This window comes from Nitrosomonas marina (assembly GCF_900111605.1).
GTDB lineage: Bacteria > Pseudomonadota > Gammaproteobacteria > Burkholderiales > Nitrosomonadaceae > Nitrosomonas > Nitrosomonas marina_A.
Genome location: NZ_FOIA01000003.1, coordinates 1 through 26,799 on the forward strand (window position 1 = coordinate 1; position 26,799 = coordinate 26,799).

The window sequence follows — 26,799 nt, forward strand, 5'->3', positions numbered from 1 at the left end:
CTGCCGAGATCGACAGTGCCGACGCGCAGTTGCGATACGCTGCCGCTATCGGCCGATGCCAGATGCAGCGTCGGTTTCTGTGTATCGTAAAGTTCAGTTGCACCGCCACCTGGTGCACCGATATCGATCCAGCGAGACAATGTTGCCAGTTCATTGGCGGAAATCGAGGTTGGGTGGTTGGCGCCAAAATCGATATCGTCCGAAAACTGCGCATCGGTGCGGTTGTCGGTGCGCTGATTCGCGGCTTTCCAGTAGAGCAGACTGCCGCGGGAATTGAATGCGCGGAGGTAGCGTGTCATCTGCGGGCGTCTGAAGCTTAAACCGGCGGGTCCGGCGCCTGTTGCAACTTGCTTGTCAGGTGCGACACAGCTCTGACTTTTATCGGCGACCAGGCACCACCAGGTTGTATTGGGCTTGTTATTTGCGCCGCCGGTGTTATTGAGCGAAAGTCCGCCCGCAGGTGAATTCCCGCTGTGACAGGAAGCGCAGTGCTGGTCGAAAATGGGCTTGATATCGCGCGTAAACTCGATGCGCATACCGTAACCGGGCAGCGTGCGTGTTTGCACGGTATTGCCGGATTTGCCGGCTAGCAGTGGCACGGTACCTTCACCGAGTCGTGGAATGGTATATCCGGACTGTGCGGCAAAAGTGGTGTCGAATTGCGTGCGTCCCGGTCTGGAATGGACATGACAACCGTTGCAGGTTTTCTGTTCGCCGGGGCGCAGACTTTGCCAGGTCTGGTCGGTGTTGAGCGTGCGCCCGTCACAATCGATGCCTTGCATGAGGTATGGCATGTTGGCAGGCATGCGCACCAGAAAGCTGGTATCGGGATGGCCGCTGGCGTCAATCGCACGGCTGCCGTCGGTATGACGGTTCAATACCGGAAATTCACCGAGAATCGTTACGCGTTCGCCGGCTATATTGGCAATCTCGTTAACAACATTTCTGTTCCGGTTGGGCATATTGCCGAGAATGCGTACGCCGCACAGATCGTCGTCGGTGTAGTCAATGGTGTCGGTGCCTTGGAGATTGAACTGATGTTCACCGATGAAATGAATGCCGTGCTTGGGATCGGTTTCGCGATCGGTAATGGAAGCGGCGCCGAGCAGACCAAAAGGCGTGCCGGTTTCCAGGCTTGGATGACTGGTGCGTACATCCGCTCTTTCGATGGTGTCGGGATGATCGACACCATGGATATTGGCGTAGGGCACCACGGCGCGTCCCATGATTTCATGCCAGTCTTTTGAATCGACAACCATTTCCAGGTCGCCCGGGTGTTGAGACGGAATCTGTGTGGCGCGATAGAGCCCGACGTCGCACCCCGGTGTATCCATTTCCAGTGAGGTAACCAGGTTCATCGCAACACCGCTACCGCCACCACTGGTCAGTGGCGGGGCTTGCTTGCCAAGCTCGTTAAAAACCGAATTGTTTACCACTACACTGCACGCACCTTTACCCCATGCCATCATCAGGCCATTATTCGGTAAAGCTGCCGGATGACCGAGTTTGCCGGCAAATGGTAGCGGGTCAGCGTAATTGGGGTGTGAGATCGGTTGAACGCCCAGCCAGCCCACCGTAAAAGATGATGTGTCATCGCTGTGTGTCCAGTCTGCAAAATTAATGGCATCACGAGGAACAAAAAAATCAGCATGATTTGTAACTTCATGCGGGCTTTTGCCTTCCTGTCCTTTCGGCTCCGGCATGACACCAACTAAATAACCCAGTCCTTTGTTGTTTTGTCGATAGTAGTCAGCGAACCAGATTCGGTCATCGGATGTCTGCGTGATAAAGTGTGCAGCCTTGTGGTCTGCGCCAAAGTAGCTTTTTGCATGATCGCCGCTGTGCTGCCCGTAGATCGGGAAGTTTTCTGCACCATCAGGATCCTGTGCATAAATGTGAAACAGGTTATCAATTGTGGTATGCGTACCAGCGCCATTATTTGAATAGCGAAACGGCAGGCCGCCGAATATCTGCCAGCTTGAGTAGGCCAGGCGGCCGTCTCTGAGCATATACGGGTGCTGTTCCTGTGACAATGAATGGTGACTGGCCAGGTCCGGATTTTTACCATCGATATCCACGGTCCAGATCCGGGTGCCTTTTTTTGATTCGGTGGTACCCCAGACGACTGTAGTGGTATGGTCGTCCCTGGTCGAAGTAAATGCAATGCGCTGATTGCTGATGAACGCCGGGCCCGAATCGTATACGCCGGTATTAAACGGCATGGCCTGTATTTGTTTGGTTGAGACGGTATAAAAGTGCAGATGTGCGCCCGTCGTAACCAGATGTTTGTTTGGGAAGTCATAGTAACCAAGATCCACAGGGTCTGCGTCTGGATGCACAACCTGCGAATGGATGTGTTCGCGGTAATTGGCCAGGCTGCCGCGAAAAACGGAAAAAGCGATTGTGTTGCCGTCAAAAGAAACCGCCGCATCGAGCGCTGCACAAGCATTCGATTGTGTTGAAGTGGTCGAGCAGTCGAAAATGACAGTTTCAACTCCGTTAGGATCGCGATAAACTAAATCGCAAGGGGCGCTGAAGTTCGAGAAAAAATTCGTGACATCCGGCAGTATGTCGTAGATGTCGAGACCGGTCATGGTTCTTGTCACCGTTTGCGATTGACCATTGATGGTGACATTGGCAGTCAGTTCAAAAGTGTCGGTCGTACGTTTGCACCTGGAATAGACAATTGGCTCTTGAGCATAAGCGATAGATAGTTCAAAGAGACAGAATAAGATAATAGTAAAAATAAGTTTAATTCTTATACGCATTACAAAACCCTGAGTTAATTTGTGTAAATAATAATTACTCTTAACTGCGATCTATGTTGACTGGTGGTTTTTTTTATTCAGTACGTTCGCACCCTGAACATTCAGACCTTTTGGCGCCGGAATGAAGACGCTTTTTTTGTTTTATGGATATACCTGTTCAAAACAAGAAATCAGATATTTCAAATACAATCTTTAATTTGAATATTTGGCATGCAGAATATAGACGATACTGTTATATCAGCAGAATGCCGGTTAAATCGATGGATACGGCGGCCAGAAAATTACATACATAAAACGATCATGAGAAGTAAATTGATTGAATGAGTACAAGTAGGTGAACTTCATGCATGACAACGTCAAAATTTGGCCTGTAAATCAATATTCCGCGTTTTTCTTAGGAAACATCCATCACTGTTATCTTGAAAATCTGGTTGAAGACATCGAGATAATCCTTTCCCAAGAAAACGGGCGTAAGTATACAGGTAATTCATGACGCGCGTGTGACAAAATTACACAATATTTGACAACAGTGTAGTGGTAATATCGTAATTATCTGTTTTTATATTAAATAATGGAATTATTGTGAGTAAAAATAATCTTTATCAAAGCCTGGTTGAGAAACTGGAGGAAATTTCACATTTGAACGGTGTGATGAGTACGATGGGATGGGACCAGGAAGTTATGATGCCAGCAGGTGCAGCACAGGCACGTTCCAAACAGATTGCAACGCTCGCCGGCATCATTCATGAGCGTATGACGCATCCGTCTTTGGGCGAATGTCTCGAAATGTTGCAGGAAAAATGTAATCAGGAGAACGCAATTGAGCGGTGCAATATTCTGGAAGCCAGACGTCAGTATGATTTAATGACTCGAATTCCCAAACGACTTGTACAAGCATTGGCTGAGTTGGGCTCTCGTGGCCAGACCACTTGGGTGCAGGCGCGGCGGGATAATACATTTGATAGTTTTGCTCCAGTAATTCAGGAGTTTCTGACGCTTAAGAAAGAATGGGCCAGCTGTGCTTTTCCAGAGATGCAACCTTATGATGCTAATCTGGATCTGTTTGAACGGGGAACAACCTCAGCCGAAGTTTCCGTAATTTTTGATCAGTTGAAAACAGCCCTGATACCGTTGATCGACTCGATTAGGGGCCATGATTATCAACCGGATACCAGCTTCTTAAAAGGTTATTTTGCGATCGATAAACAAGCGGAACTGGCGCGGATAATCAGTAAAGATATCGGATTCGATTTTCAAAAAGGGCGCATGGATGTGTCGGTTCATCCGTTTTGTGGCGGTAGCCATCCGACAGATGTGCGTATTACGACACGTTATACCGAGCTGGATTTTATCGAATCATTATATGCCGCCATCCATGAAACCGGACATGCACTGTATGAACAGGGACGTATGCCTGGATACGAGGATTTGCCGGTTTCCGAATCGTTAACGATGGGCATACATGAATCACAGTCGCTTTTCTGGGAGCGCATGATTGGACAAAGCAGAGTATTCTGCGCCCATTATTTTGAATTGATTTCAAAAACCTTTCCAGATAATTTTCAGAATAAAACGGCAGATTCACTTTATCAGGCCGTCAATGCCTGTCAGCCCGGGTTGATCAGAGTGGAAGCGGATGAATTGACCTACCCACTGCATGTCATATTGCGTTTTGAAATCGAGAAGGATTTGTTTGAAGACAAAATCGCAGTCGAAGATCTACCGGCGGTATGGAACGAAAAAATGGTTTCGTATCTGGGTATTAGTCCTCCAAATGATTCGCTGGGTGTGCTGCAGGATTCACATTGGAGTGCGGGTGCATTTGGTTACTTTCCCTCTTATACGTTGGGTGCGATTTATGCATGTCAATTCTACGCAGCGGCACAAAAGGATTTAGGAGATATTGAGAGCAAGATTACAGCAGGGGAGTTTGCACCAATCAAACACTGGTTGAACGAGAAAATACACAGTCAGGGAAGACTGTACACACCTAGGGAGCTGGTGCTCAGGATAACCGGCGAGCCGCTAAATGGAATGCGTTTGATTGAATATCTTGAAGCCAAATATGGAGAATTATACCGGCTGAATGGCAAAGGGATTTCAGCCTGACCGGTAGATAAAAAATGCAGAAACTGTGCAGAAAACAACCCTGATCTGGATTTTTTCGAATTTAGCGTTTATTGAATTGATAAAACATATAACATTATGAATTTCAATATATAAAATAAAAATACTAAAATTTGGATGGCTATTTTATGAAATAGCGGAGCCGCCCGTATATATGTGCTCATAGGATGAATAACATGTTAATTACAAACAGATTATATAGGATAATTAAATAAAATTTTTTGATTTTCGAAACCATAATCTTTCTTCACGAATTTTTCACATCCCCTGTGTTAAATTTTCGCTGCACATTTAAGCAAGTCAAAAGTAAAACGAAATGAGTTTGATAATTATAATTGGGGAGAAAGTTTTATATGAGTTCTGAAAAAGAAAATAATCCGTCAAGCGGTGCGCCCGCTGCATCCGGTGAAAATCTGGCGCCTGATGGATCTGTTGTACTGACAGCTGACAAACATTTTGGCGCCGCTGCGTTCCAGGCGAAATATGCCATGCGCGATATGTTTGCCGGTATTATCACCGGTACTATGGCGATCCCGCTGTCGATCGGTATCGCGATGATGTCCGATTATCCGATTAAAGTCGGTTTGGCCACCGTCGTATTTGCCAGCTTTGTTGGCTGGACGATGGCCTGGTTCAGACCCGGTAACTACATTGGCAGTGCCGGTATTGCTGCCGGTCTGGCGCCTGCACTAGCGCTCGGTGTCGCTTCGTTTGGCATGGAAAACATGGCTTTTTGTATTTTCCTGACGGCTGCGATGCAGGCGGTTTGCTGGTATTACAACTGGCAGAAATATCTACTGGTTGCGGTGCCGGTTTATCTGGTTGAAGGACTGTTGGCCGGAATTGGTCTGAAGATCTTCTTGAAATTCTTCGAATTCACGTATGAAATTCCGGAAGCAGCCGTTACCGAAGAGTTCTGGAATACTGCTCGGATAATAATGTGTGCGATATCGGCGGTAGGTATGGCAGTATTTATTGTTTTATTCTCTAAATTCAAGGATATACAGCCAGCCATACCGTATTTTGTATTGATCATTGGTGGTGCACTTGTGGGTCTGTTTGTACAGGTGCCAATGATTACGGTTGAAGATGTCGATCTTTATTTTAGAATTCCATTACCCGCAGCTGATGTGACCATTATGATGATGGTGCTGATGATACTGTTCTGCGCAATGCTGGCGACGATTGACGTGATCGAGCAGGTGATGAGTAACGCCGCGATTGAAAAAATCGATCCGCTGAAGCGTAAATGTAACAGTAACAACAGTCTGCTGGCGATCTGGATCGCCAATATGGGTTCCAGCTTCTTTGGCGGTATGACCAATCTGGACGGCCTGGCGAAAAGCACCACCAACAGACTGGCAGGCGCGTATACCAAATTCTCGCTGGTATTCATTGGCTCGGTGGTCGCATTCTTCTTGTTCAACTCCGAATATCTGGAGTACCTGCCAAAATTTGCTCTGGCAGCGATCATGATGTTCTCGGGCTACAAGATGATTGCCGGTCTGGTACACGTAACGCACTACGGTCCGTATGCAATGATGCTGGCAATTGCAACAGGTCTGCTGGTTTTCGAACTGGGCATCTTCGAGGGTCTTATTATTGCATTGATTGCTCACGCCGTAATTCATTACATGGTATACACCAAGCATGACAACATGCCTGGAAGAGACGTCGTCAAGCGTTACTTTGAGAACCTGAAACGCGATAGCGGCAACTTGCAATAATCGAGAATCTTTCAAATTCATTAATTAGCGTGAGTAACGAAGGGCGGGCCAGACCATATCTAGACTAGATGGATTTTGTAAGGTAAGGCCTGTCCTTTTTAAACCTAGGATACGATCAAAAGGGATGCATAATGTATAAGAAAATCATGGTAGCAATAGATGGCAGTGAAACGGCACAAAATGCTCTGGAGGAAGCAGAGAATATCGCTAATTCATATAACGCCGGTTTATGTATCGTGCACTGTATTACGGGTGAGGAAGCTGCTGACAAAGCGGCAGGCCAAGCTCTATTGGAAAAATCAGAGGAATCGGTCAACGCATTGAGTATTGAAACCCGTTTGCTGGAGGCAAATATTGCATACGGCACGAATGGAATCTCAGATGCCATCGGAGATGCGGTGAAAGATTGGGGTGCGGATTTGCTGGTGGTAGGCACTGCCAACCGCAGGGGCCTGGAGCGTTTCGTTGTCGGCTCCGTGGCAGAACAGTTGGTAAGTCTTGTGGAGTCTTCCATATTGCTGGTACGTCCACAAAAATAAAGAGCTGAATATTCACTTGTTGATATAGTAATTAGCTCATAAAAGAAATAAGAAAATGTCGTGCATAACGTTCAAAGTGAATTCAGCTGTTTCTTTGAAACAGGGCGTTGGAGCACAGATGTACAACAAACACGGTTATTGCTCTCTCGTGAAAATAAGCAGTGTTTTACTTGTTAACAAATGCAAGTGGTCTGGCCAGAATCAGGAGGTTTGTTCCGTTGGCTGATAGATCAGTTATCATTTTTTTCATGTAGATGGGGCGTAAGTCAATGCTGACGAGTTTGGTTGGATTGCCGGGTTAAAATAGACTATCGCGTTTTAAAATGCGGTGTACATTGAACATGTGCTGAACATGTTCAGTCCTCATTATTTCTTTAACTGAGTAATTGCTTTTTTAAGTAAGAAGGTTAAATTGATATAATGGGGATACTCAGTACACTATTATTGACGCCGCTTTTAGGTATACTTGTTCTGGCAATCCTGCCGGGCGGTAATGCCAGTCAGATTCGCTTTACTGCGAATCTTTTTGCGACTGTAGTATTTTTATTCAGCTGTTGGCTTGTTGTCGACTACAACCAGCTATACGGCGATATACAGTACTACGAACAGTTTATCTACAATCCGAACTTTAATTCGGCTTTCGCTTTGGGTGTAGACGGGCTGTCTTTGCCAATGGTTGTTCTGGCAGCCATGCTGACCCTGATTGCGTTACTTGCGTCCTTCAGCGTCGTTCATAATATCAAAAGTTACTATATAAGCGTCTTGCTGCTTGAACTGGGCATGCTGGGCGTATTCCTCTCCCAGGATTGGTCGTTGTTCTATATATTCTGGGAATTAACGCTCATTCCGCTTTTTATTCTCATTGCACGCTGGGGTGGGACGCGCCGTCATGTCGCCAGTATTAACTTTGTGTTATATACCATGGGCGGTTCGATTTTCATGCTGGTCAGTTTGTTGGCGATCAGCCAGTATATGCCAGAGCACGGCGGTACGTTGATGGCTGATATGACCGAGGCTGCTCGTAGTATGCCAAGAGATGAGCAACTATGGGTATTACTCGGTTTTCTGATAGGTTTCGGCGTCAAGATGCCCGTTTTCCCGCTTCACGGATGGTTGCCTTTGGCGCATGTGGAAGCACCCAGCCCGGTCAGTATTTTGCTGTCGGGTATTCTGCTCAAGATGGGTGCTTACGGTTTGATCCGTGTTGTTGTGATGCTGCCGGAAGCGACTTTGATTGTACAGCCCTATCTACTGTTCATCGCATTGTTCGGTATGATATACGGCGGCGTGCTTGCCTGGCGGCAATCCGATCTTAAAGCCATGGTGGCGTACTCTTCGGTGAGTCATATGGGTATTGTGCTGCTTGGTATAGCAACCCTGAATTTTACCGGTCTGACCGGGGCCGTACTGCAAATGACCGCCCATGGACTGGTTGCCGGGGCGCTGTTTCTGCTGGTCGGTTTGCTGTATGAACGTACCCACACGCGGAATATTCTCGACTACAGTTCTTTGGTCCAGGTGATGCCGCGCTTTGCCTTTTTCATGACAATTACCTTATTTGCAGCGATGGGTATGCCAGGTACGGTCGGCTTTGTGGCTGAACTGCATGCAGTGATTGGCGGTTATCAGCAATGGGGTAATCTCATGCTGTTTCTCGGTTTGAGTATTCTCATCAGTGCTGCTTATGCTATGCGGACAGTGGGCATGCTGTTCACAGGACCGGTCAAGCCGCAAATGCGAGAGATTGAAGATTTAAAACTGTATGAACTGGTAGCGGCCATTATTCTTGTGGCGGCAATTGTGTTGATGGGTTTGTGGCCTTCACCGCTAATTGATTTGTCCGTAGCGACCATTACCCAGATGAATGACTTTATCAGTCAAAGTATTCAATAGGATTGATGCATATGACCTCAGAATCACTTGATCCACGCGAACGTATCATTGAAGCAATCCATCATATGGACCATGTCCTGCCCGGACAAGGTCCCATACATGAGTTTGTTCATCACAATACTATACATGGCTTTCAGCATTTTCCATTCGAACAGGCGTTGGCGGAGTACGAAGCATTGACAGGTGTCTTCGGATATTTATCCGAAGCGAAAAACCGTGAGCTATATAAACAGAACAGAATAACGGACGGTGATATTTTTGCTGTGCTCGCTCAACAAAAGGATTTGCAGGCGGAAGATATAGTATTTCAGACCAACAGGTCAGTTGTTAAAAATAAAGACATCTACCGGGTTGCAATGGTGCATGAACTGCCAACGCTTTCCATTAGTCAGCTTAACTGGCAAATCGAGGAAAATAATGCCTTGAGTACAATCCAGCCTGACGTATCAGATTCATCCCGTCAGCGTCTGCTTGCCGAAACTAGTGATCAGCGCACTGTCGTAAGACAGCTGTGGGAAAGTATTCTAAATAAACTGGATATTGAACTGGTGGATCTGCATCCGGAAAATATGCTGGATCTTTCGGAAGAAGAAGCACAAAAATGGTTGGAGAAGGTAAATACCAATCTTGCACGTGACGAAGATATTCCGGTGCATCAGAAAACACGAAAAGAAGCTGAAGTAATGCTTGGTGATCTGCTGTCCCAGATTGGAGATAAAATTACACTGCGTGGTCTTGTTAAGGCACTGAGCGGTATAGATATTTTATATTCCATCCGTCCACAGATGATTCGAATCTGTGCATCTGTGCTAGATGAAGGCGTTGCTGCCTGGCAATTACCGGAGCGCGGTAAAATGGGGCTATACGCATCCTGGCGCGCAACCGTACAGTTTGATGTCAACCCGTTCCTGCATGACTTGCCTGACTGGCAGCGCATAGTGAGTGAAACGCCTGAAGATCCGGTCGATTGCATCATCATGCAACTAACCCATATGGAAATACCGGAAGATAAATGGGAAGGCTACTTACGGCGCCTGGCACTCGAATTGCCTGGCTGGTCCGGGCTGATTAACTGGCGGCAACATCATCCGGAATATCAAACCGAAAATAACGCACCGATTCATCTTGCGGATTATCTGGCCATACGCTTGACACTCGACCGTTTATGGTTAAATCAGGCCTGTAAGGATAACTGGAAAATCGAAGCACGGCTTGGAACTATCGAGTATTATTTTCGAAAAAACCTGTCTGAGTTTATGGTCAGAAAATTTTTATACCAAGGGGAACTGCCCGAATATCTGACCACACTGGCCAACGATTTGATAGAGCGTACGGGATCAGAACGTCAACAGCAGGAGGAATGGCAGAATCTTGCAGATTTGATTTGGACCTGGCAATTCAGTCCATTGGTTGAAAGCGACCAGGAAAATGCTGCTTTTAACAGTGGCTGGCGTTTATTTCGATTATGCCAGCATCTGGGACTAGTCGCTGCCGATATACAACAGATTCAAAAAAACGATTTGCTGAGCATGTTGTCCATGCTGGATAAATTTACACCGGCCGAACGATGCAAGATCTGGCTTTATGCGTATGAATATCATTACCGTGAAGCTTTCTTAAATGCGATTCGAGCCAATCTCAAGCGTGGCAGATGGGCGACGCGCGAACAGCGTCCAGATGCACAAATTGTTTTTTGCATTGATGAACGTGAAGAAAGTATTCGTCGCCAGCTAGAAGAAATAAACCCACAAATAGAAACTCTGGGAGCTGCCGGTTTTTTTGGGTTGCCGATCAATTACAAAGGGCTGGATGATCATCATCGCACAGCCTTGTGTCCAATTGTTGTTGTGCCTTCTCATAATGTCGATGAAGTGCCCAGAAAGGGCACGGAGTCAATTTATCAGGCGCATCTGAAAGGTCACGGTTTTTATCATAAACTTGCATATCTTTTGAATCAGTCGTTACGACGCAGTCTGATTCTGTCCCATGCAATGATTGATGCATTGGCTCCAATCATTTTTATTGGATTGCTCGGGCGTACCTTTGTCCCTAAACAGATTCTGGCATTTAACAGCCGCATGCGTGAAAAAATTGATAAAAAAGTGCCAACTGAATTGCTGTTTAATACGATTGAACCGGACAAACCCGCGACACCTGAACTGCCGCGCCTTGGTTTCAATGATCAGGAACAGGCAGATCGTCTTGCAGCTTTCATGAAAGCTACGGGTTTGACGTATGGATTTGCAAAAATCGTTTCTTTAATGGCGCATGGTTCGACTAGCCAGAATAATCCCCATGAAGCGGCGCATGATTGTGGTGCCTGCAGCGGAAAGCGCGGCGGCCCTAATGCCAGGCTTTTTGCTGCAATGGCCAACCGTCCGGTTATTCGTCGGTTACTCGCCGAACGAGGTATACAAATACCTGATGATACCTGGTTTGTCGGCGCAGAGCATGATACCTGCAGCGACGTGATTACCTGGTATGATGTCGAGGATATTCCTGAGGGTCTTAAGTCGCATTTCGAATCGGTACGTATTGATCTGATTCGCGCAAGAGATGCTTCTGCGCATGAGCGATGCCGCCGATTTTACTCAGCAAAACATCCAAAAACACCTTCCGGAGGAATTGCTCATGTACATTTGAGATCGAATGACCTGAGTCAGGTTCGTCCCGAATATGGCCACGCAACGAATGCTTCGGCGATTGTTGGGCGACGTTCCATTTCGCAAGGCGTCTTTCTCGACAGACGCGCCTTTCTGATTTCCTACGATCCTACCCAGGATCCAGAAGGTAAAGCGCTTGAGAATGTTCTGCTTGCAGTGGGACCTGTTGGTGCGGGAATTAACCTTGAGTATTATTTTTCCACCATCGATAACGAACGTTTCGGTTGCAGTACCAAGATCCCACATAACATAACAGGATTGTTTGGTGTAATGGAAGGCACCAGCAGCGATATCCGTACCGGATTGCCCAAACAGATGGTTGAGATACACGAGCCAGTGCGTTTACAGATTCTGGTTGAAGCAAAAACCGAAGTTTTAGGAGAAATCTACGGACGTCAGCCGAGTATTCAGGAGCTTGTTGGCGGTGGCTGGGTGTTGTTGAGCGCGATCGATCCTGATACGGGACAGATATCGTGCTTTGAACGGGGTGTGGGCTTTGTGCCGTGGAATCCTGAGGCAATTGCGATACCGGAGGTTGAATCATCGATTGCATATTATCAGGATGTCGATGTGCCGCTGTCGCCGGTTCTGATCAAACAACCTGATATGACGGGAGCCTGACATGGACTATCTGGTCATCTTTATTCCATTGCTGCCTTTTGTTGCGGCTGCAATAATCGGCTTTGGTCATTTGTTCAACCAGATCAGTGGTCAAAAGGGTGAAGCTAGAAGTGCGGATATAGCAAAAAATGCGATTTATCTGTCTTGCGTAGCCGCGATAGCCCTGCTGGTAGCCGATCTTATGGGGCACAATGAAGGCAGTTTGACAGCAGTACGATGGCTGGACAGCGGCAATCTTGAAATTGAGCTGAATTTTATCACCTCAGGCTTTAGCGTGATTGTCGCTGTTTTGTTTGCGATCATCCTGGTTATCGTAACTCGCTTCTCTACAAATTATATTCATAAGGAATCTGGATTCCATCGTTTCTTTTTTGTATTAAGCCTTTTTTCCTCGTCAATACTGTTTCTAGTACTTTCGGGTAACGCGGCAGCTACCTTTTTTGGCTGGGAAATAGCCGGGCTGTGTTCTTACTTGTTAATATCCTTTGCATACGATCGCCCTGTTGCAGGAATCAACGCGACACGCGTATTTGTAACGAATCGTATTGGTGATACCGGATTTATTCTTGGCATAGCGCTGGCTTTTTATTTTGGCGACACGATCAACTGGACTGATTTAAATAGTGCGGCGGAAAGTATGGCAACCCCTACCGTGACTATCATGAGTCTTTGTTTTGTGGTTGCTGCTATGGCCAAGTCGGCGCAATTGCCGTTTACGCCCTGGTTGGCTCGTGCGATGGAAGGACCGACCCCGTCCAGTGCAGTATTTTATGGCGCCGTAATGATACACGCAGGTATTTTCCTGATTATATTATTGCGCCCGGTCATCGAACAGGCTCCCTTAACCATGGGTCTGCTGGTAGTGGTTGGTTTGTTGACCGCAGTCTATAGCTTCGTTGTCGGGCTTACACAAACAGACGTCAAAAGCTCACTGTGCTTTGCCATTTCAGGACAGCTTGGACTGATGTTTCTCGAATGCGGATTGGGTTTATGGGAACTGGCAATGTGGCATTTGTGTGCGCATGCCATTGTAAGAAGTTATCAGGTCCTTACCGCTCCATCGCTATTACATTATGTGCATGGCAATCCAATGAAACCGGTGCCTGAAACAGTCGCGAAGAAAAGATGGCTGTATATTGCTTCATTGCAACGATTCTGGCTGGACCCCATAACCGACAGAACGCTGGTGAGACCTGTAAACGGGTTAGGTTACGATCTTGATCGTTTTGACAAAAATATCATAGACCGTGCAATGGGTGATCCGGCATCTTCATTTTCTGCTATAACCACTCTCACACAGCTGGAGAATAAAACGCACAAGAATAGACTGGAAGCAGTTCATGTTGAATTTGTAAAAGGTAAAGGCATTGTTGGTAAGTTGCTTGAATGGATTGCAAATATCATGAACTGGTTTGAAGAGCGTTTGGTTCTTCGGGGTATCGGGATGGATCTGGTTACGATGGGACGAAAACTCGGTCAGGCGGCTAACACTTTTGAACTGCTGATACTGAAGCCGCGCTATCTGGTGTTATTTGTTTTCATTGTGTTAATGCTTGCCGCTTCAATTTGAGGGATTCATGGATAATGCGAATATAATTTTAGGTACCGATATAGTGGGTTTTCCCATTCTGTCGGTGCTGACACTGATTCCACTGATCACCATGGTGCTGGTAATCATAACCTCCCAGCCTGGTGTTGCGTTGCGATTGGGTATTGGAGGCGCGGTACTGACGTTATTGTTCAGTTTGTATATGCTGAATACCTTTGACCCAGCACAGGTGGTAGGTATTCAATTCTACGAAAAATACCAGCTTTCTGGATTGACTTATAGTGTTGGTGTTGACGGCACCAGCATACTCTTTGTGGTGGTAACCGCCGTATTGGCTGTGCTGGCAATGATTTACACGCTGACGACCCGGCGTGTGTCCGACAAAATACATATTGCTTGTATGTTGGGTTACCAGGGTATTTTAATTGGTGCATTTACTGCAATGAATGCGATGCAGTTCTGGTTCTGGTGTTTTCTAGAGCTGATCCCGGTTGTTTTGATGACGCTCAGGGCCGGGTCGGGACAGAATCGCCGCTGGGTTGTTGCGCTGCTTTTACAGCACTGGGGAAGCGGGCTGTTTATGGTGCTGGCCGGGTTTCTGATGTTGGGTTTTGGCATTATGATAACTACCGATGTGCTGTCGTTCGATTGGCTGGTATTGAAAGAAAATGACGTCAAGCTCGAATATGCAACCTTAATCTTTTTCCTGCTGTTTTTTGGTTTTGCCATACGCATGCCGCTTTTTCCGTTTCATGGATGGCTGCCCGTGTTGGCTGAACAGGGTACCGTGGCAAGTGTCAGTATTTTCCTGGTAAGTTTAAAACTGGGTATCTATGGCGCAATGCGTTTTTTGATTCCACTGCTTCCAGAAGTTGCGGAGCAATGGACATGGTTTGTTACTACATTGGGGTTGATCGGTATCTTTTACGGCGCATTGCTGGCACTGATGCAGATTAATATCCGTCGGCTGCTGGCGTTTGCCATTATCAGTCAGACCGGCCTGCTGGTAATAGGATTGTTTGACTTTAATAAACACGGTATGGAGGGCAGTATACTGCTTTCAGTCACTTACGGACTGGCCGCGGCCGGTATGTTTTTAAGTCTCGGGATGATTTATAAACGGACGCATACCGCGTACATTCCCCGGCTTGGTGGTATGTATGATGTCAACGCTGCTATTGCTGTCTTATTTGTAGTCAGTGCATTAAGTACGATGGTAATGCCTGGAACGCCAGGCTTCGACGGTATCCACCTATTGCTCGAAGGTACGGTCAAAAGCCAGGGATGGCTTGTCTCCATTGCGATTCTGATTGGAAACGTACTGACTGTCGGCCTGCTGCTCCGTGCATTTCAGCAAATATTTATTACATCGCCAAAACGATATCAAGGTCCGTTTAAATTTAAAAAGTATGGCAGTACACAGCCTTCGTTAAGAAATGAATGGATCATCGCGATCGCTATTTGCGGCATACTCATAACAGCCGGGGTGCATACATCACCGTGGCTGGATATTATCGATCAGAATATTCAGGTTGTCAGTGACGTCTATACCAGTTCAGAGGTAGTTCAGACAACGGAGACGCTGGCTGTTCAGCATGTTATAACAAAGGATCATTAACATGATAGAAGCAGATTTTCCATTTTTAAGTTTTATCATCATTATTCCGTTGGTAGGCGCAATATTGACCGGTTCAATACGGAGTCTCGATATTGCCAAGCATATCGCACTTTTTGTAGCCATACTGACGCTGCTTTTATCAATCTTTGCGCTTATTTTATTCGATACCGAGCACGGCGGATTCCAGCTAGTAGAGCGCTATGAATGGATACCGCTTCTCAATATTGAGTATCTGGTCGGCGTAGACGGTATTTCAATTTTATTTTTACCGATGACAGCATTGTTGACTTTAATTACGATGCTTGCAGTCTGGAATTCAACGGCACATTTGCCCCGGTTTCATTTCTCACTGTTGCTGGCATTGGAAGGTGTAAGTTTTGGAATATTCTGTGCACTGGATACAGTATTGTTTTTCCTTTTCTGGGAACTGACGCTGCCACCTTTTTTCTTCTTGATTGGATTATGGGGGATCGGGTCACAACGAAGAAGCGCGGCAATGAAATACCTGTTATATATGATTGGGGGAGGCGTACCGATTCTGCTGGCATTTATACTGCTGGCTTCAAATCATGCGTATTATGTCGAAGGTCTGATTCCGCAGGAACTCTCATTCAGTCTGCCGGTATTGCTGGATACGCCACTGCCTGATAATTTGCAGGCAATTGTGTTTCTGCTCTTGTTATTTGGATTTGCAATTAAAGCACCGCTGGTTCCATTACACACTTGGATGCCCACAGCGGCCATGGAGGGACCTACGCATATAGTTGCATTATTGGTTGGTTTAAAGCTGGGCGTTTACGGTATTTTGAGATTTGCTATGCCGCTGGCACCTGCGGCAGCTGTCGACTTCAGTTGGTTGCTCAGTGTAATAGGTGCGGTGACGCTGATTTATGCTGCTCTGATCGCGTTGCAACAAACTAATTTACGCCGGCTACTGGCTTATGCTAGTGTTAGCCATGTGGGTTTGGTAATTGTTGGTATTGCCTCATTAACGGCTCAAGGTTTTCAGGGGGCTATCTTTCAGCTGTTAAACTTTACCTTTATAGCCAGTTCGTTAATGTTGATTGCAGGCTTTATCCATCATAGAATTGGAAGTACTGAAACGATTCATTTGGGTGGGCTTGCTAAGGTAATGCCTAAATTAACTTTTTTTTACTTTTTATTTATGTTGTCGAGTATCGGGTTGCCAGGGACCAGTGGTTTCCCGGCTGAATTGTTAATGATCATTGGTGCACTCAATACGCATTCGATTCTTGGGTTTGCAGCATTATCCGGTGCGATTTTAAGTGCTGCATATATGCTGTCGTATACCCGAAAGGCTTTTTTAGGTCCTGTTGTCCATAAAGACATAGAGCAGGTTATAGATATCAAATCCAGAGAGCTGGCTTTGCTCTTTATACCTGCTTTGCTGGCTTTGATATTCGGACTGTTTCCTGAGTATATACTTAATATCAATCAGGCTGCTTCTGATGCATGGCTGTCGAGATTAACAATTCAATCGCCTTAAATTTTTTAATACTTAGGATGGAAAAATGACTGATACAAATAATACAGGTATAGATTATCTACTTGATTTGAATGCGCGTCACTCGCAGGCATTCATGGATTTATCATCAGAGCGTCGGAGATACCGGGGAGAACATCCCACTGAAATTGCCGCGCTAAAGTGTATGGACGGAAGACTGCATTTGCCTGTCATGACGCAGACTGCGCTGGGAATTATTCAGCCTTTTCGTAATCTGGGTGGCAAATTCGATTTGGGCTGGCCTTTTTTCCAGACTATCATTGATCAATGGGTGCAATATTCAATTGGTCGTGGAAGACATTGCCTGGTTTTCGTGACTTATCATTATGCCCGGGGTGATGCGCATCGTGGTTGCCGTGGTTTCAATTACGATACAGGTGCTGCCAGAGACGCCGCGATTAAACTGAAAAACCAGTTTCTCAATGTATATGGAAAAGGTGCAGTGGTGCCTATTGTCTGTGGCATAGAAACAGACCTGGAGGCGCTGATCCTGCATGGTGAGGATGACGGCACCGTAGTCGACCTGGCCAAGATTAAGCAATCTTCGCAAATTGAATTAGAGGAATTGTTATCTTCGCTTTACCCGTCCATGACGGAAAGGATCATACGGGATATGATACCGCTCGTTCGTGGTAACATCAGACACATAGCTGAAGTGCGTGCTTCAAACAGGCCAATTGCTGATGCCGAGCACAAGGAATGGGTTCTGGGTATAGGACGAGGATTTGACTGGCTGCACGCCATAAATACTGCTTTTATCGTAGGCCCTTTTGATCCGCATTTGTCAGTTGCCATTGAAACTGCTGCCAAATTGCTTAAGGGAAATATTGATGACGGCCGTGTCGACCCGAACGGTATTGTTTTGCTGACTTCAGCGGCGTTTCGTGACGAAGCAGGACCAGAATACCATCTGGCCAGAGAAAAAGCGCTTTTCCTCAGTAAATTCGCACAGGATATTATCAAGGCGAAGGTGCCGGATTTGTTACCACACTTGCAGGTACTGACAGGATTCACCGATATGGATACCCGGAAATTCGAAGTGATCGAGCGACTGGATGCTGCACCTGTCAAGAAGAAAAAGATTGCTTAGTTACTGACATATTTAACGAAATTTGACAATCCCCATGGAAAATACAGGTTTTCCATGGGTTTTTTTTATATTTGGACGGCAGAATTTCCTGGTAGTATTGAATCGCCAAGGAAACAATATAATCTGATCGCTTTTGGGATCACGACCTGGGTGATGACAGAATTTGTTTAAACCGTTCGGTTGTCTCTATTAACGCAGATAATATCCCCGGCTCCCAAACCGAATGACCGGCGTTGTCGATAATCCTGTATTCGGCCTGTGGCCATTTCTCATGTAAATCATTTGCGCTGATAATCGGACACACGGCGTCATAGCGACCTTGAACAATGGTCGCTGGAATTTCGTGCAATTTATAGACATTGTCCAGTAATGCATTCTCCGGCAGGAAAATATCGTGACTGAAATAATGCGCTTCCATGCGTGCCAGTCCCAGCGCTACCGTGTCCTGGGCAAAATAATTCACAGTTTCCAAGCTTGGCAGCAGTGTGGAGCATGATCCCTCATAAATGCTCCAGCTGCGCGCGGCGGGCATATGAACGGCAGGATCAGGGTTTATCAAACGCTGATAATAAGCGGAAAGAATGTCACTGCGTTCCGTTTCACTCAATGTGGCAACAAAGTTCTGCCACGCTTCCGGGAAAAAGTTTTTCAGTCCGTACAAAAACCAGTCAATTTCCTGTTTTCGACATAAAAAGATACCCCGCAGAATCATTCCCAAACAACGTTCCGGGTGGGTTTCACCATATGCTAGCGCCAGCGTACTGCCCCAGGACCCTCCAAATACTACCCATTTCTCGATACCAAGATGCTGTCTCAGTAGCTCAAGATCGTCGACCAGGAGCGGTGTTGTATTGTTGCGTATTTCTCCCAAAGGGGTTGAACGCCCGGATCCGCGCTGGTCGAATACAACGATTCTGTAATAGGATGGATCAAAAAAACGGCGGTGGGCGGGCGTAGAACCGGCACCGGGGCCGCCATGTAAAAATACAACGGGCGTTCCATCGGGATTGCCTGATTGTTCCCAGTAGATTGTATGGATCGAATCCACTGATAACATGCCTTGTTGATACGGTTCTATCTTCGGAAATAACTGGAATGCGCTGCTGTTTTGCATAATGTCTAAAATTCAGTCAGTGTCGGGGAAAAGTATACGAAAAAGGTGACAAATAGCACAGAGTTCAAAATTTTAATGATTTAACGTTCTGATATATTTATTGTCATATTTTAACTGCATCTATAAATAAAGGGTAATATCATGCATCATACAATTTTAAGAGAACAGGACGTTTCACTGTTGCGTGCCGAAATCGAGATGTTGATGGTAGAGCGTCAGAGTTTATTGAAAACAGTCGGTGCCGCTGCGAAATTTATTGCCTGCCTGGATAGCCGAAAGCTGCCTGAGGAGGCATGCGAAACGGCCGAAAGATTAGCGAAGTCGTTGAATCAGTTAAGTGAGGATACTTTGCAGGATGCACTGGAAAAAATAAAGGCGTAATTTGTCATCACGAACGATTTACAAGAAACAGAAGCTTGATAATGATAAACCAAAAATCGGCCTGGTTCTGACCGGGGGTGGTGCGCGGGCTGCCTATCAGGTAGGGGTGTTGCGCGCAATTGCCGAAATGTTGCCCGATAAAGCACCGAATCCGTTTCCCGTGATATGTGGAACATCGGCGGGCGCAATAAATGCTGCAAGTTTGGCTGTGGCTGCAAATGAATTTCAAGAGGGCGTGCGCCAGCTGGAGGAGGTATGGGCCAATTTTCACGTGGGACATGTTTATCGTGCTGATCTGGCAGGTGTACTGAGAAATACTATACGATGTTGTATATCGCTGTTTTCACATGAGTACGGACGGCATAGAGCAATATCTCTGCTGGATAATTCACCGCTGGAGTCACTCTTATTACGCAAAATACCTTTTCGAATGCTTCAACATTGCATCCGCTCAGGATCTTTGCATGCATTAGGAATTACAGCCTGGGGGTATACTTCCGGCCAATCGGTGACATTCTATCAAGCTGCACATGAAATCAGACCCTGGAAACGTGCACAACGCGTTGGTGTATCAACACAAATACGTGCGAACCACCTGATGGCCTCTTCGGCAATCCCGTTTCTTTTTCCGCCGATGAAATTAAACCGTGAATTTTTTGGAGATGGATCAATGCGCCAGTTGACACCGATTAGTCCGGCGCTTCATCTGGGTGCGGAAAAAGTATTGATTCTGGGCGTGCATAAGGTAGCAAGAGAGCTGCCCGGACGCGTGAGCGCCTCCGATTATCCTTCGCTGGCACAGATTGCCGGTCATGCCATGAATAGCATTTTTGTTGACAGCCTTGACGTGGATCTCGAACGTTTACGGCGGATTAATGAAACATTAAAACTAGTGCCGTATGAAGCCCACCAGGAAAAGAAAATTACATTGCGCTCGATTGATTCCATGATGATATCGCCGAGTATTGAAATTAACGAAATTGCTCAACAGTTTGCACAGTCATTGCCGCTGACAATGCGCTCACTTTACCGCGCTGTGGGTGCAATGAATCCGAATGGTTCAACACTGTTAAGTTATGTTTTGTTTGAAGCGTCATTTTGCCGGGCTTTAATTGAACTGGGTTGGAATGATGCAATGCAACAAAAAGATGACATTCTGCATTTCATTCAATGTCAATAATTTGTTGTTGAACAAGGCGCATTTCATATGTATGCGTCTGTTACTTCTGATTGATGTAAAGGGTAAAGGGTAAAGGCGAAGTCGAATGGGATTTGATAGTCCTCAATTTTGGGTGGCGGTAGTACAGATTATTGCAATTGATATCGTTCTGGGCGGAGACAACGCGGTAGTCATCGCTCTGGCTTGCCGTCGATTACCAGAAAAACAGCGTAATCTTGGAATTTTCTGGGGTGTCGTCGGAGCAATAGCTTTGCGCGTCATTTTGATTTTTTTTGCTTTGAGTCTTTTGACAGTACCTTACTTGAAAATTGCTGGAGCCTGTTTATTGATCTGGATCGGTATCAAATTGCTTCAACCGGAACCGGCTGGCGATGGCCATGAAGTTGCTGCAAGTACGACACTGATTGGCGCTATTAAAACCATTATTATCGCTGATGCTGTAATGAGTCTCGATAATGTCATCGCGATCGCAGGGGCTGCCAAGGACAGCATGACTTTGGTTATCTTTGGGCTTGTTTTCAGCGTACCAATCATCGTCTGGGGCAGTAAACTTGTCCTGAAACTCATGGACAGATATCCGATCACAATAGTAATTGGTGCCGCTTTATTGGGCTGGATTGCCGGAGATATGGCGGTTACCGATACGGTTACTCAGGACTGGATAATCCATAATGCTGCTTTCCTTCAATGGCTGATTCCTGTTGCGACTGTATTGATTGTGATAATTACCGGAAAGCGGCTGGCTGCACATGCGCACAGCAGAATAGAACCGGTGGTGGATCTGGGTGATAAACCGAAGCGAACACGCTAGAAACGATCTTTTTCTTGGACTTTAACGGGGACCTTGAACAATGTTGAAAATTTTGTTGCCAATTGACGGATCCGATAACTCCAGCAAAGCAGTAAAAAAAATGGTTGAAATGATGGACTGGTATAAAGCTGCACCGGAAATTCATTTGTTGAATGTGCAATTCCCGCTGGACGGGAACGTATCTTTATTTATTCCTCAGGATGACATCAAGCAGTATCACCAGGAGGAAGGGATGAAATGCTTGCAAAAAGCAGCTCAATTACTCGATCAAGAACAGATTAAGTACAGCTATCATATTACGATTGGTGATCCGGCCATGATGATTGAACAGTTCGCGGCAAATTTAAACTGTGACCTGGTTATTATCAGCGCGCGTGGTCACGGCGTCATTAAAAATCTGTTATTGGGTTCGGTGGTGAGCAAGGTGATACAGTTGTCTTCAACACCGGTAATACTTGTTAAATAGTGTAATCATGCGGAGCAAGATGTGAAGCTGAGGGTACTAGGATGCAGCGGAGGTATCGGTAGTGATTCGGATACGACATCATTACTGGTCGATTCCGATGTTTTGATCGATGCGGGTACCGGTATTGGAAATTTAAAGCTGGATGAATTGGTTCAGATAGATCACATATTTGTAACGCATTCTCATTTGGATCATATTGCATTTATTCCATTCTTGGTTGATACCGTAGGATTTCTGCGAACAAAACCGGTTATTGTTTATGCAACCCGAGAAACGGTCAATATTTTACAGAATCACATGTTTAATTGGCTGGTGTGGCCGGATTTTACAAAAATTCCGAATATGGAAGCTCCATACATGCAATATGAAATTATTGCAGAGGGTGAAGTGATTGATCTGGATGGCCGAATGATAACACCGTTGCCTGCCAACCATGTAGTACCAGCAGTCGGTTTTCAGGTTAATTCAGGCCGGTCCAGCCTGGTGTTCACAGGAGATACGACCACTAATGATGCGCTCTGGTCTGTCGTAAATACTATTGAAAATTTGAAATATCTGATTATCGAGGCTGCATTTTGTGAAGCGAAGCGCGATATCGCCATACGATCTAAGCATCTGTGCCCGAGTCTATTGTGTGCCGAACTGGAAAAGCTGAAATTTCATGCAGATATCTATGTTACGCATTTAAAGCAGGGTGAAGATGAATTGACCATGCGAGAGATACAGGCATGTGCCGGAAAGTTTAACCCGCGCAGATTACTGAAGAATCAAATATTCGATTTTTGAGTTTCGTGGAGAGAATTGAATGAATACAATGATCGCAATCAAACCTGCCGATGAGGAATCCGCCGACATCAGCAATCGCTTGACCTTTTCAAAAAAACTGCAGGATGTTACCAATAAAATTCATGCTGCTACTGACATCGATGAGATCATGCTGGAGGTCAGCAAGGACATTTGCAGTTTATTCAACGCTGATCGATTGACCATATACACGATCAGTGAAGATAATACCTTCCTGTCTTCCAGAGTAAAAACCGGTCTCGACTCGTTTCAGGATTTGAAGCTTGCGATTAACGAACACAGTGTTGCAGGCTTTGTAGGACTGCAAAAAAAAACGATCAATATTGAAGATGTTTACAATAAGCGCGAATTAAAGTCGCTGAATGAGAAACTGACTTTTCTACAGGACGTTGACAAACGTACCGGCTACCGAACCAAGCAAATGCTTGTGGCGCCAATTTTGAATGCAGAAGACCAAGCATTGATTGGTGTCATTCAGGTTATCAATAGTAAAGACGACAAACCCTTCACGCCAATGATTGTCGACGGTGCCGAGGAGATTACCAGAACACTGGCCATCGCCTTGAAACAGCGTCAAAAATCATTCAAGCTGCTAAAATCAAAATATGATCACCTGGTTATGGACGCGGTTATTTCTGCCGGTGAATTTGAGCTTGCGACACGGTCAGCGCGAAAAAAAAGCTGCGACCTGGAAGATGTACTGATTGATGAATTTCAAATAGCCGTACCTTTGATCGGTCAGGCGCTGGCGTCATTTTTCGACGTAAAGTATGAGTCTTTTAAAGCTGACCGTGTAAAGCCGATCGATTTGTTACGTAATCTCAAGAGAGAGTACGTTCAAACGAATGCATGGCTGCCGATTGATGACAGCAAAGACGGACTGGTTGTAATGACGCTGGATCCGGACCGGATAAGGTCGCTTCGGATTGTTAACAATATCTTTCCCAAGTATAAAGTTATTTATACAGTTACAACCAAACGTGAATTCAAGCAGACTGTTGATCTGTTTTACGGTGGCGGTTCAGAGGATATTGATACCGGCGACATTAACGACATGCTGGTTGGCCTGGAAGACGAAACTGATGAATTGCAGGAAATTGATGAGACTTCGGCCGCTTCGGATAACGAACTGGTCAAGCTGGTCAACAAAATTATTATCGATGCATACAAAATGGGCGTTTCAGATATTCATGTTGAACCGTATCCAGGAAAAGAGAAAACTAAAATCCGGTTCCGTAAAGATGGCTCGTTGATGCCTTATATTGAGGTGCCTGCCAGTTTGCGGAATCCTTTGGTCACCCGTATCAAGATAATGTGTGATCTGGATATTTCGGAAAAGCGCCGCCCACAGGATGGAAAGATCAAGTTTAGAAGATTTGCACCACTGGATATTGAACTCAGGGTGGCAACCATTCCATCGGCAGGCGGAATAGAAGATGTCGTGATGCGTATTCTGGCAGCCGGAGAACCGATACCACTCGATAAAATGGGCTTCACACCGCACAATTTGAATGAGCTGAAAAGTATTATCAGCAAGCCTTATGGCCTGTTTTTTGTTTGTGGTCCGACTGGATCTGGTAAAACGACTACACTGCATTCCATCCTGAAACATCTTAACCGGGCGGAGACCAAAATCTGGACAGCCGAGGATCCGGTTGAAATTACGCAGAAAGGCCTGCGTCAGGTACAAATGAATCCCAAGGCGGGCCTGACATTCCCGGTTGTCATGAAATCTTTTTTACGAGCTGATCCCGATATCATCATGGTGGGTGAGATGCGCGACAAGGAGACAACCAGCATTGGTATCGAGGCTTCTCTGACCGGCCATCTGGTTTTTGCAACATTGCACACCAACAGCGCACCTGAATCGGTGATCCGATTGCTTGATATGGGCATGGACCCGTTTAACTTTGCCGATGCTTTGCTTGGCGTACTTGCACAACGTCTGGCCAAACGTCTGTGTAAAAAGTGTAAAGAAGCTTATACAGTCAGCGACCGCGAAATCAGATCGCTGTTAACCGAGTACTGCGAGGAATTGCGGCATATTGATCATTTCAAAGCGGATGCTGAAAAAGCCTACGAAGATATACTGGCAAACTGGAAAAAGCAATATGGAGACGAGCAGGGGCAGATTACTCTGTATAAATCGGTAGGCTGCGAAGACTGTGCCGGAACAGGTTATAGCGGGCGTGTTGGTCTGCATGAACTGTTGACTGCATCGGATGCACTGAAAAAAAATATCCAGGAGCGGGCGAGGGTTGCGGAGATGCTGGTGACCGCATTGAACGAGGGTATGCGGACTTTGAAACAGGATGGAATTGAGAAGGTGTTGCAGGGTATTACCGATATTCATCAGGTACGGCTTGTTTGTATCAAATAGCCGGAGTGCCGGTGGGACGAATCGTCGTTTTTTAGAGTCAACAGGAATCTGATATGATTGAATTAACACATTCTTGAAGATTCGACATGTCAACTTTAAAAAACAACACTTTCATTGTAATCCTGGCTGTAGTATTGCCAGGTCTGGCAGACTCAACGACAGCACAGGCTGCACAACAGTTGAAAATTCACCCACATGAAGCTGCTGATGAATGCAATCCGGATATTTCACAGATCAGGGTGACAGTTAACGGAGTCAGTTTTGGCGGAATGTTGACTGTGGGTTTGTATGATGACCCGAATCATTTTTTGATGAGGCACGGACGTAAGCGTCATATTCGTGTGCCTGCGACCGGCGAACAGCATCTTGTGTGCATGAACCTGGACCGACACGGCACATATGCTGTCTCGGTCTATCATGACAAGGATGCAGACCGTAAATTAAAACGACAGCAAAATATGATGCCCGGTGAGCCGTTTGGATTGTCCAACAATCCCGAACCGGTAATGGGATATCCAAAATTCAGCGATTCTGCGTTTAATACGAGAGGGTTCGGTGCAGACATCACTATCAACCTGCGCCAGCCATGACTGCTCGGGCTGTATTCTTTTGATGACGGGCATGAGCGGCTTATGTGAATGCCTGCCGGATACAAACCAGACTACTGTATTCCCGCGTTATCGGAAATGTAACCGATGAAAGCACTACTCAATCTGCTTATGTTGCTTGGGTGTGGGTATGGCGTGATTGTTTTACTGATTTTTTTCATGCAATCGCATCTGGTTTATTTTCCTCATATCGGACGGGAAATGATAGCAACACCCGGCCAAATCGGTCTAAGCTATGAAACTGTTGAAATAATTACTGACGATGGCGAAACCCTGCATGGCTGGTTTGTTCCGGCTCCGGATGCAACAGGCACGGTGTTGTTTCTGCACGGTAATGCAGGTAATATTTCACATCGGCTCGACTATCTGACCATGTTTCGTGCATTTGGCCTGAATACATTGATTTTCGACTACCGGGGATATGGAAAAAGTAGTGGCACTCCTTCCGAGAGCGGCACATATGCCGATGCCGATGCGGCCTGGCAGTACCTGACCGGCATCAAGGGAGTGAGACCGGACAGGGTGGTGCTATATGGAGAGTCTCTTGGTGGTGCAATAGCTGCCCGGTTGGCTGCAGACAACAATCCAGCGATACTGGTACTTGCCTCTACATTTACCTCGGTGCCCGACCTGGCAGAAACCATTTATCCCTTTTTGCCGGTACGCTTGATTGCGCGCTTTGAATACAACACATTGGCGTATCTGAAATCAGTCAGCTGCCCGGTATTTGTGGCGCATAGTCCCGATGATGACATTGTGCCATTTTCACACGGCCAGCGTCTCTACCAGGCTGCTGCGGAGCCAAAGCACTTTCTGGCCCTGTCGGACGGCCATAATGATGGCTTTATAGCGATGCGCCAAGAATGGATCGACGTATTGGGAACATTTATCAATACTAACTTGAAGCACTAGCCATCGTTTGATTCAGCAGGGGT

At 46.1% G+C, this 26,799-nt stretch carries 19 protein-coding genes; 17 read left to right on the forward strand and 2 right to left on the reverse strand.

What is annotated here, in order from left to right; all coding sequences use genetic code 11:
* The coding region (locus BMY62_RS01905; protein WP_090655810.1) for an HzsA-related protein at positions 1-2,768 on the reverse strand (2,768 nt) is incomplete at its 3' end.
* 582 nt (positions 2,769-3,350) lie between these two features.
* Between BMY62_RS01905 and BMY62_RS01910 the strand changes: the two genes are divergently transcribed.
* The 9 genes from BMY62_RS01910 (at position 3,351) to BMY62_RS01950 (ending at position 18,120) form a co-directional block, all read left to right on the forward strand.
* Complete coding sequence (locus BMY62_RS01910; protein ID WP_256207390.1) at positions 3,351-4,877, forward strand: carboxypeptidase M32; 1,527 nt, start codon at positions 3,351-3,353, stop codon at positions 4,875-4,877.
* Positions 4,878-5,248: 371 nt separating this feature from the next.
* Positions 5,249-6,622: a SulP family inorganic anion transporter gene (locus tag BMY62_RS01915; protein WP_090655815.1), complete on the forward strand. Its 1,374-nt coding sequence runs from the start codon at positions 5,249-5,251 to the stop codon at positions 6,620-6,622.
* Between the two features lie 131 nt (positions 6,623-6,753).
* The gene (locus BMY62_RS01920; protein WP_090655818.1) at positions 6,754-7,161 is read left to right on the forward strand and encodes a universal stress protein; all 408 of its coding nucleotides are present in this window, start codon (positions 6,754-6,756) and stop codon (positions 7,159-7,161) included.
* A 420-nt stretch (positions 7,162-7,581) separates the two neighbouring features.
* Positions 7,582-9,054: a complex I subunit 4 family protein gene (locus BMY62_RS01925; protein WP_090655820.1), complete on the forward strand. Its 1,473-nt coding sequence runs from the start codon at positions 7,582-7,584 to the stop codon at positions 9,052-9,054.
* 11 nt (positions 9,055-9,065) lie between these two features.
* Positions 9,066-12,338 (forward strand): DUF2309 domain-containing protein, encoded by a 3,273-nt coding sequence (locus BMY62_RS01930; RefSeq protein ID WP_090656149.1) that lies wholly within the window; start codon positions 9,066-9,068, stop codon positions 12,336-12,338.
* Between the two features lies 1 nt (position 12,339).
* A complete protein-coding gene (locus tag BMY62_RS01935) occupies positions 12,340-13,908 on the forward strand; it encodes an NADH-quinone oxidoreductase subunit 5 family protein (protein ID WP_090655823.1) in 1,569 nt (522 codons plus the stop codon).
* 7 nt (positions 13,909-13,915) lie between these two features.
* Complete coding sequence (locus tag BMY62_RS01940) at positions 13,916-15,505, forward strand: complex I subunit 4 family protein (RefSeq protein WP_090655826.1); 1,590 nt, start codon at positions 13,916-13,918, stop codon at positions 15,503-15,505.
* 1 nt (position 15,506) lies between these two features.
* Positions 15,507-17,012, forward strand: a complete 1,506-nt coding sequence (locus BMY62_RS01945) for a complex I subunit 4 family protein (RefSeq protein WP_090655830.1) — start codon at positions 15,507-15,509, stop codon at positions 17,010-17,012.
* Between the two features lie 25 nt (positions 17,013-17,037).
* Positions 17,038-18,120: a carboxysome shell carbonic anhydrase gene (locus BMY62_RS01950; protein ID WP_090655833.1), complete on the forward strand. Its 1,083-nt coding sequence runs from the start codon at positions 17,038-17,040 to the stop codon at positions 18,118-18,120.
* Positions 18,121-18,259: 139 nt separating this feature from the next.
* On the opposite strand, the gene pip is transcribed toward BMY62_RS01950, so the two are convergent.
* The gene (pip, locus tag BMY62_RS01955) at positions 18,260-19,234 is read right to left on the reverse strand and encodes a prolyl aminopeptidase (protein WP_090655835.1); all 975 of its coding nucleotides are present in this window, start codon (positions 19,232-19,234) and stop codon (positions 18,260-18,262) included.
* A 141-nt stretch (positions 19,235-19,375) separates the two neighbouring features.
* Between pip and BMY62_RS01960 the strand changes: the two genes are divergently transcribed.
* The 8 genes from BMY62_RS01960 to BMY62_RS01995 all read left to right on the forward strand — a co-directional run bounded on the left by BMY62_RS01960 (position 19,376) and on the right by BMY62_RS01995 (position 26,776).
* Complete coding sequence (locus BMY62_RS01960; protein WP_090655838.1) at positions 19,376-19,615, forward strand: hypothetical protein; 240 nt, start codon at positions 19,376-19,378, stop codon at positions 19,613-19,615.
* A gap of 1 nt (position 19,616) precedes the next feature.
* A complete protein-coding gene (locus tag BMY62_RS01965) occupies positions 19,617-20,795 on the forward strand; it encodes a patatin-like phospholipase family protein (RefSeq protein ID WP_256207391.1) in 1,179 nt (392 codons plus the stop codon).
* A gap of 85 nt (positions 20,796-20,880) precedes the next feature.
* Complete coding sequence (locus BMY62_RS01970; RefSeq protein ID WP_090655841.1) at positions 20,881-21,606, forward strand: TerC family protein; 726 nt, start codon at positions 20,881-20,883, stop codon at positions 21,604-21,606.
* 40 nt (positions 21,607-21,646) lie between these two features.
* On the forward strand, positions 21,647-22,072 hold the full coding sequence (locus tag BMY62_RS01975) for a universal stress protein (protein WP_090655842.1): 426 nt from the start codon (positions 21,647-21,649) through the stop codon (positions 22,070-22,072).
* A gap of 21 nt (positions 22,073-22,093) precedes the next feature.
* On the forward strand, positions 22,094-22,858 hold the full coding sequence (locus tag BMY62_RS01980) for a 3',5'-cyclic-nucleotide phosphodiesterase (RefSeq protein ID WP_090655847.1): 765 nt from the start codon (positions 22,094-22,096) through the stop codon (positions 22,856-22,858).
* A gap of 19 nt (positions 22,859-22,877) precedes the next feature.
* Positions 22,878-25,256, forward strand: a complete 2,379-nt coding sequence (locus tag BMY62_RS01985; RefSeq protein WP_371264061.1) for a GspE/PulE family protein — start codon at positions 22,878-22,880, stop codon at positions 25,254-25,256.
* An 86-nt stretch (positions 25,257-25,342) separates the two neighbouring features.
* The gene (locus BMY62_RS01990; protein WP_090655849.1) at positions 25,343-25,846 is read left to right on the forward strand and encodes a DUF2141 domain-containing protein; all 504 of its coding nucleotides are present in this window, start codon (positions 25,343-25,345) and stop codon (positions 25,844-25,846) included.
* A 105-nt stretch (positions 25,847-25,951) separates the two neighbouring features.
* On the forward strand, positions 25,952-26,776 hold the full coding sequence (locus tag BMY62_RS01995) for an alpha/beta hydrolase (protein ID WP_090655851.1): 825 nt from the start codon (positions 25,952-25,954) through the stop codon (positions 26,774-26,776).
* Positions 26,777-26,799: the final 23 nt, after the last annotated feature.

Coding starts and splice junctions, on each gene's coding strand:
- BMY62_RS01915 (WP_090655815.1), top strand. CDS start 5,249: ATGAGTTCTGAAAAAGAAAATAATCCGTCAAGCGGTGCGCCCGCTGCA.
- BMY62_RS01920 (WP_090655818.1), top strand. CDS start 6,754: ATGTATAAGAAAATCATGGTAGCAATAGATGGCAGTGAAACGGCACAA.
- BMY62_RS01925 (WP_090655820.1), top strand. CDS start 7,582: ATGGGGATACTCAGTACACTATTATTGACGCCGCTTTTAGGTATACTT.
- BMY62_RS01930 (WP_090656149.1), top strand. CDS start 9,066: ATGACCTCAGAATCACTTGATCCACGCGAACGTATCATTGAAGCAATC.
- BMY62_RS01935 (WP_090655823.1), top strand. CDS start 12,340: ATGGACTATCTGGTCATCTTTATTCCATTGCTGCCTTTTGTTGCGGCT.
- BMY62_RS01940 (WP_090655826.1), top strand. CDS start 13,916: ATGGATAATGCGAATATAATTTTAGGTACCGATATAGTGGGTTTTCCC.
- BMY62_RS01945 (WP_090655830.1), top strand. CDS start 15,507: ATGATAGAAGCAGATTTTCCATTTTTAAGTTTTATCATCATTATTCCG.
- BMY62_RS01950 (WP_090655833.1), top strand. CDS start 17,038: ATGACTGATACAAATAATACAGGTATAGATTATCTACTTGATTTGAAT.
- pip (WP_090655835.1), bottom strand. CDS start 19,234: ATGCAAAACAGCAGCGCATTCCAGTTATTTCCGAAGATAGAACCGTAT.
- BMY62_RS01960 (WP_090655838.1), top strand. CDS start 19,376: ATGCATCATACAATTTTAAGAGAACAGGACGTTTCACTGTTGCGTGCC.
- BMY62_RS01970 (WP_090655841.1), top strand. CDS start 20,881: ATGGGATTTGATAGTCCTCAATTTTGGGTGGCGGTAGTACAGATTATT.
- BMY62_RS01975 (WP_090655842.1), top strand. CDS start 21,647: ATGTTGAAAATTTTGTTGCCAATTGACGGATCCGATAACTCCAGCAAA.
- BMY62_RS01985 (WP_371264061.1), top strand. CDS start 22,878: ATGAATACAATGATCGCAATCAAACCTGCCGATGAGGAATCCGCCGAC.
- BMY62_RS01990 (WP_090655849.1), top strand. CDS start 25,343: ATGTCAACTTTAAAAAACAACACTTTCATTGTAATCCTGGCTGTAGTA.
- BMY62_RS01995 (WP_090655851.1), top strand. CDS start 25,952: ATGAAAGCACTACTCAATCTGCTTATGTTGCTTGGGTGTGGGTATGGC.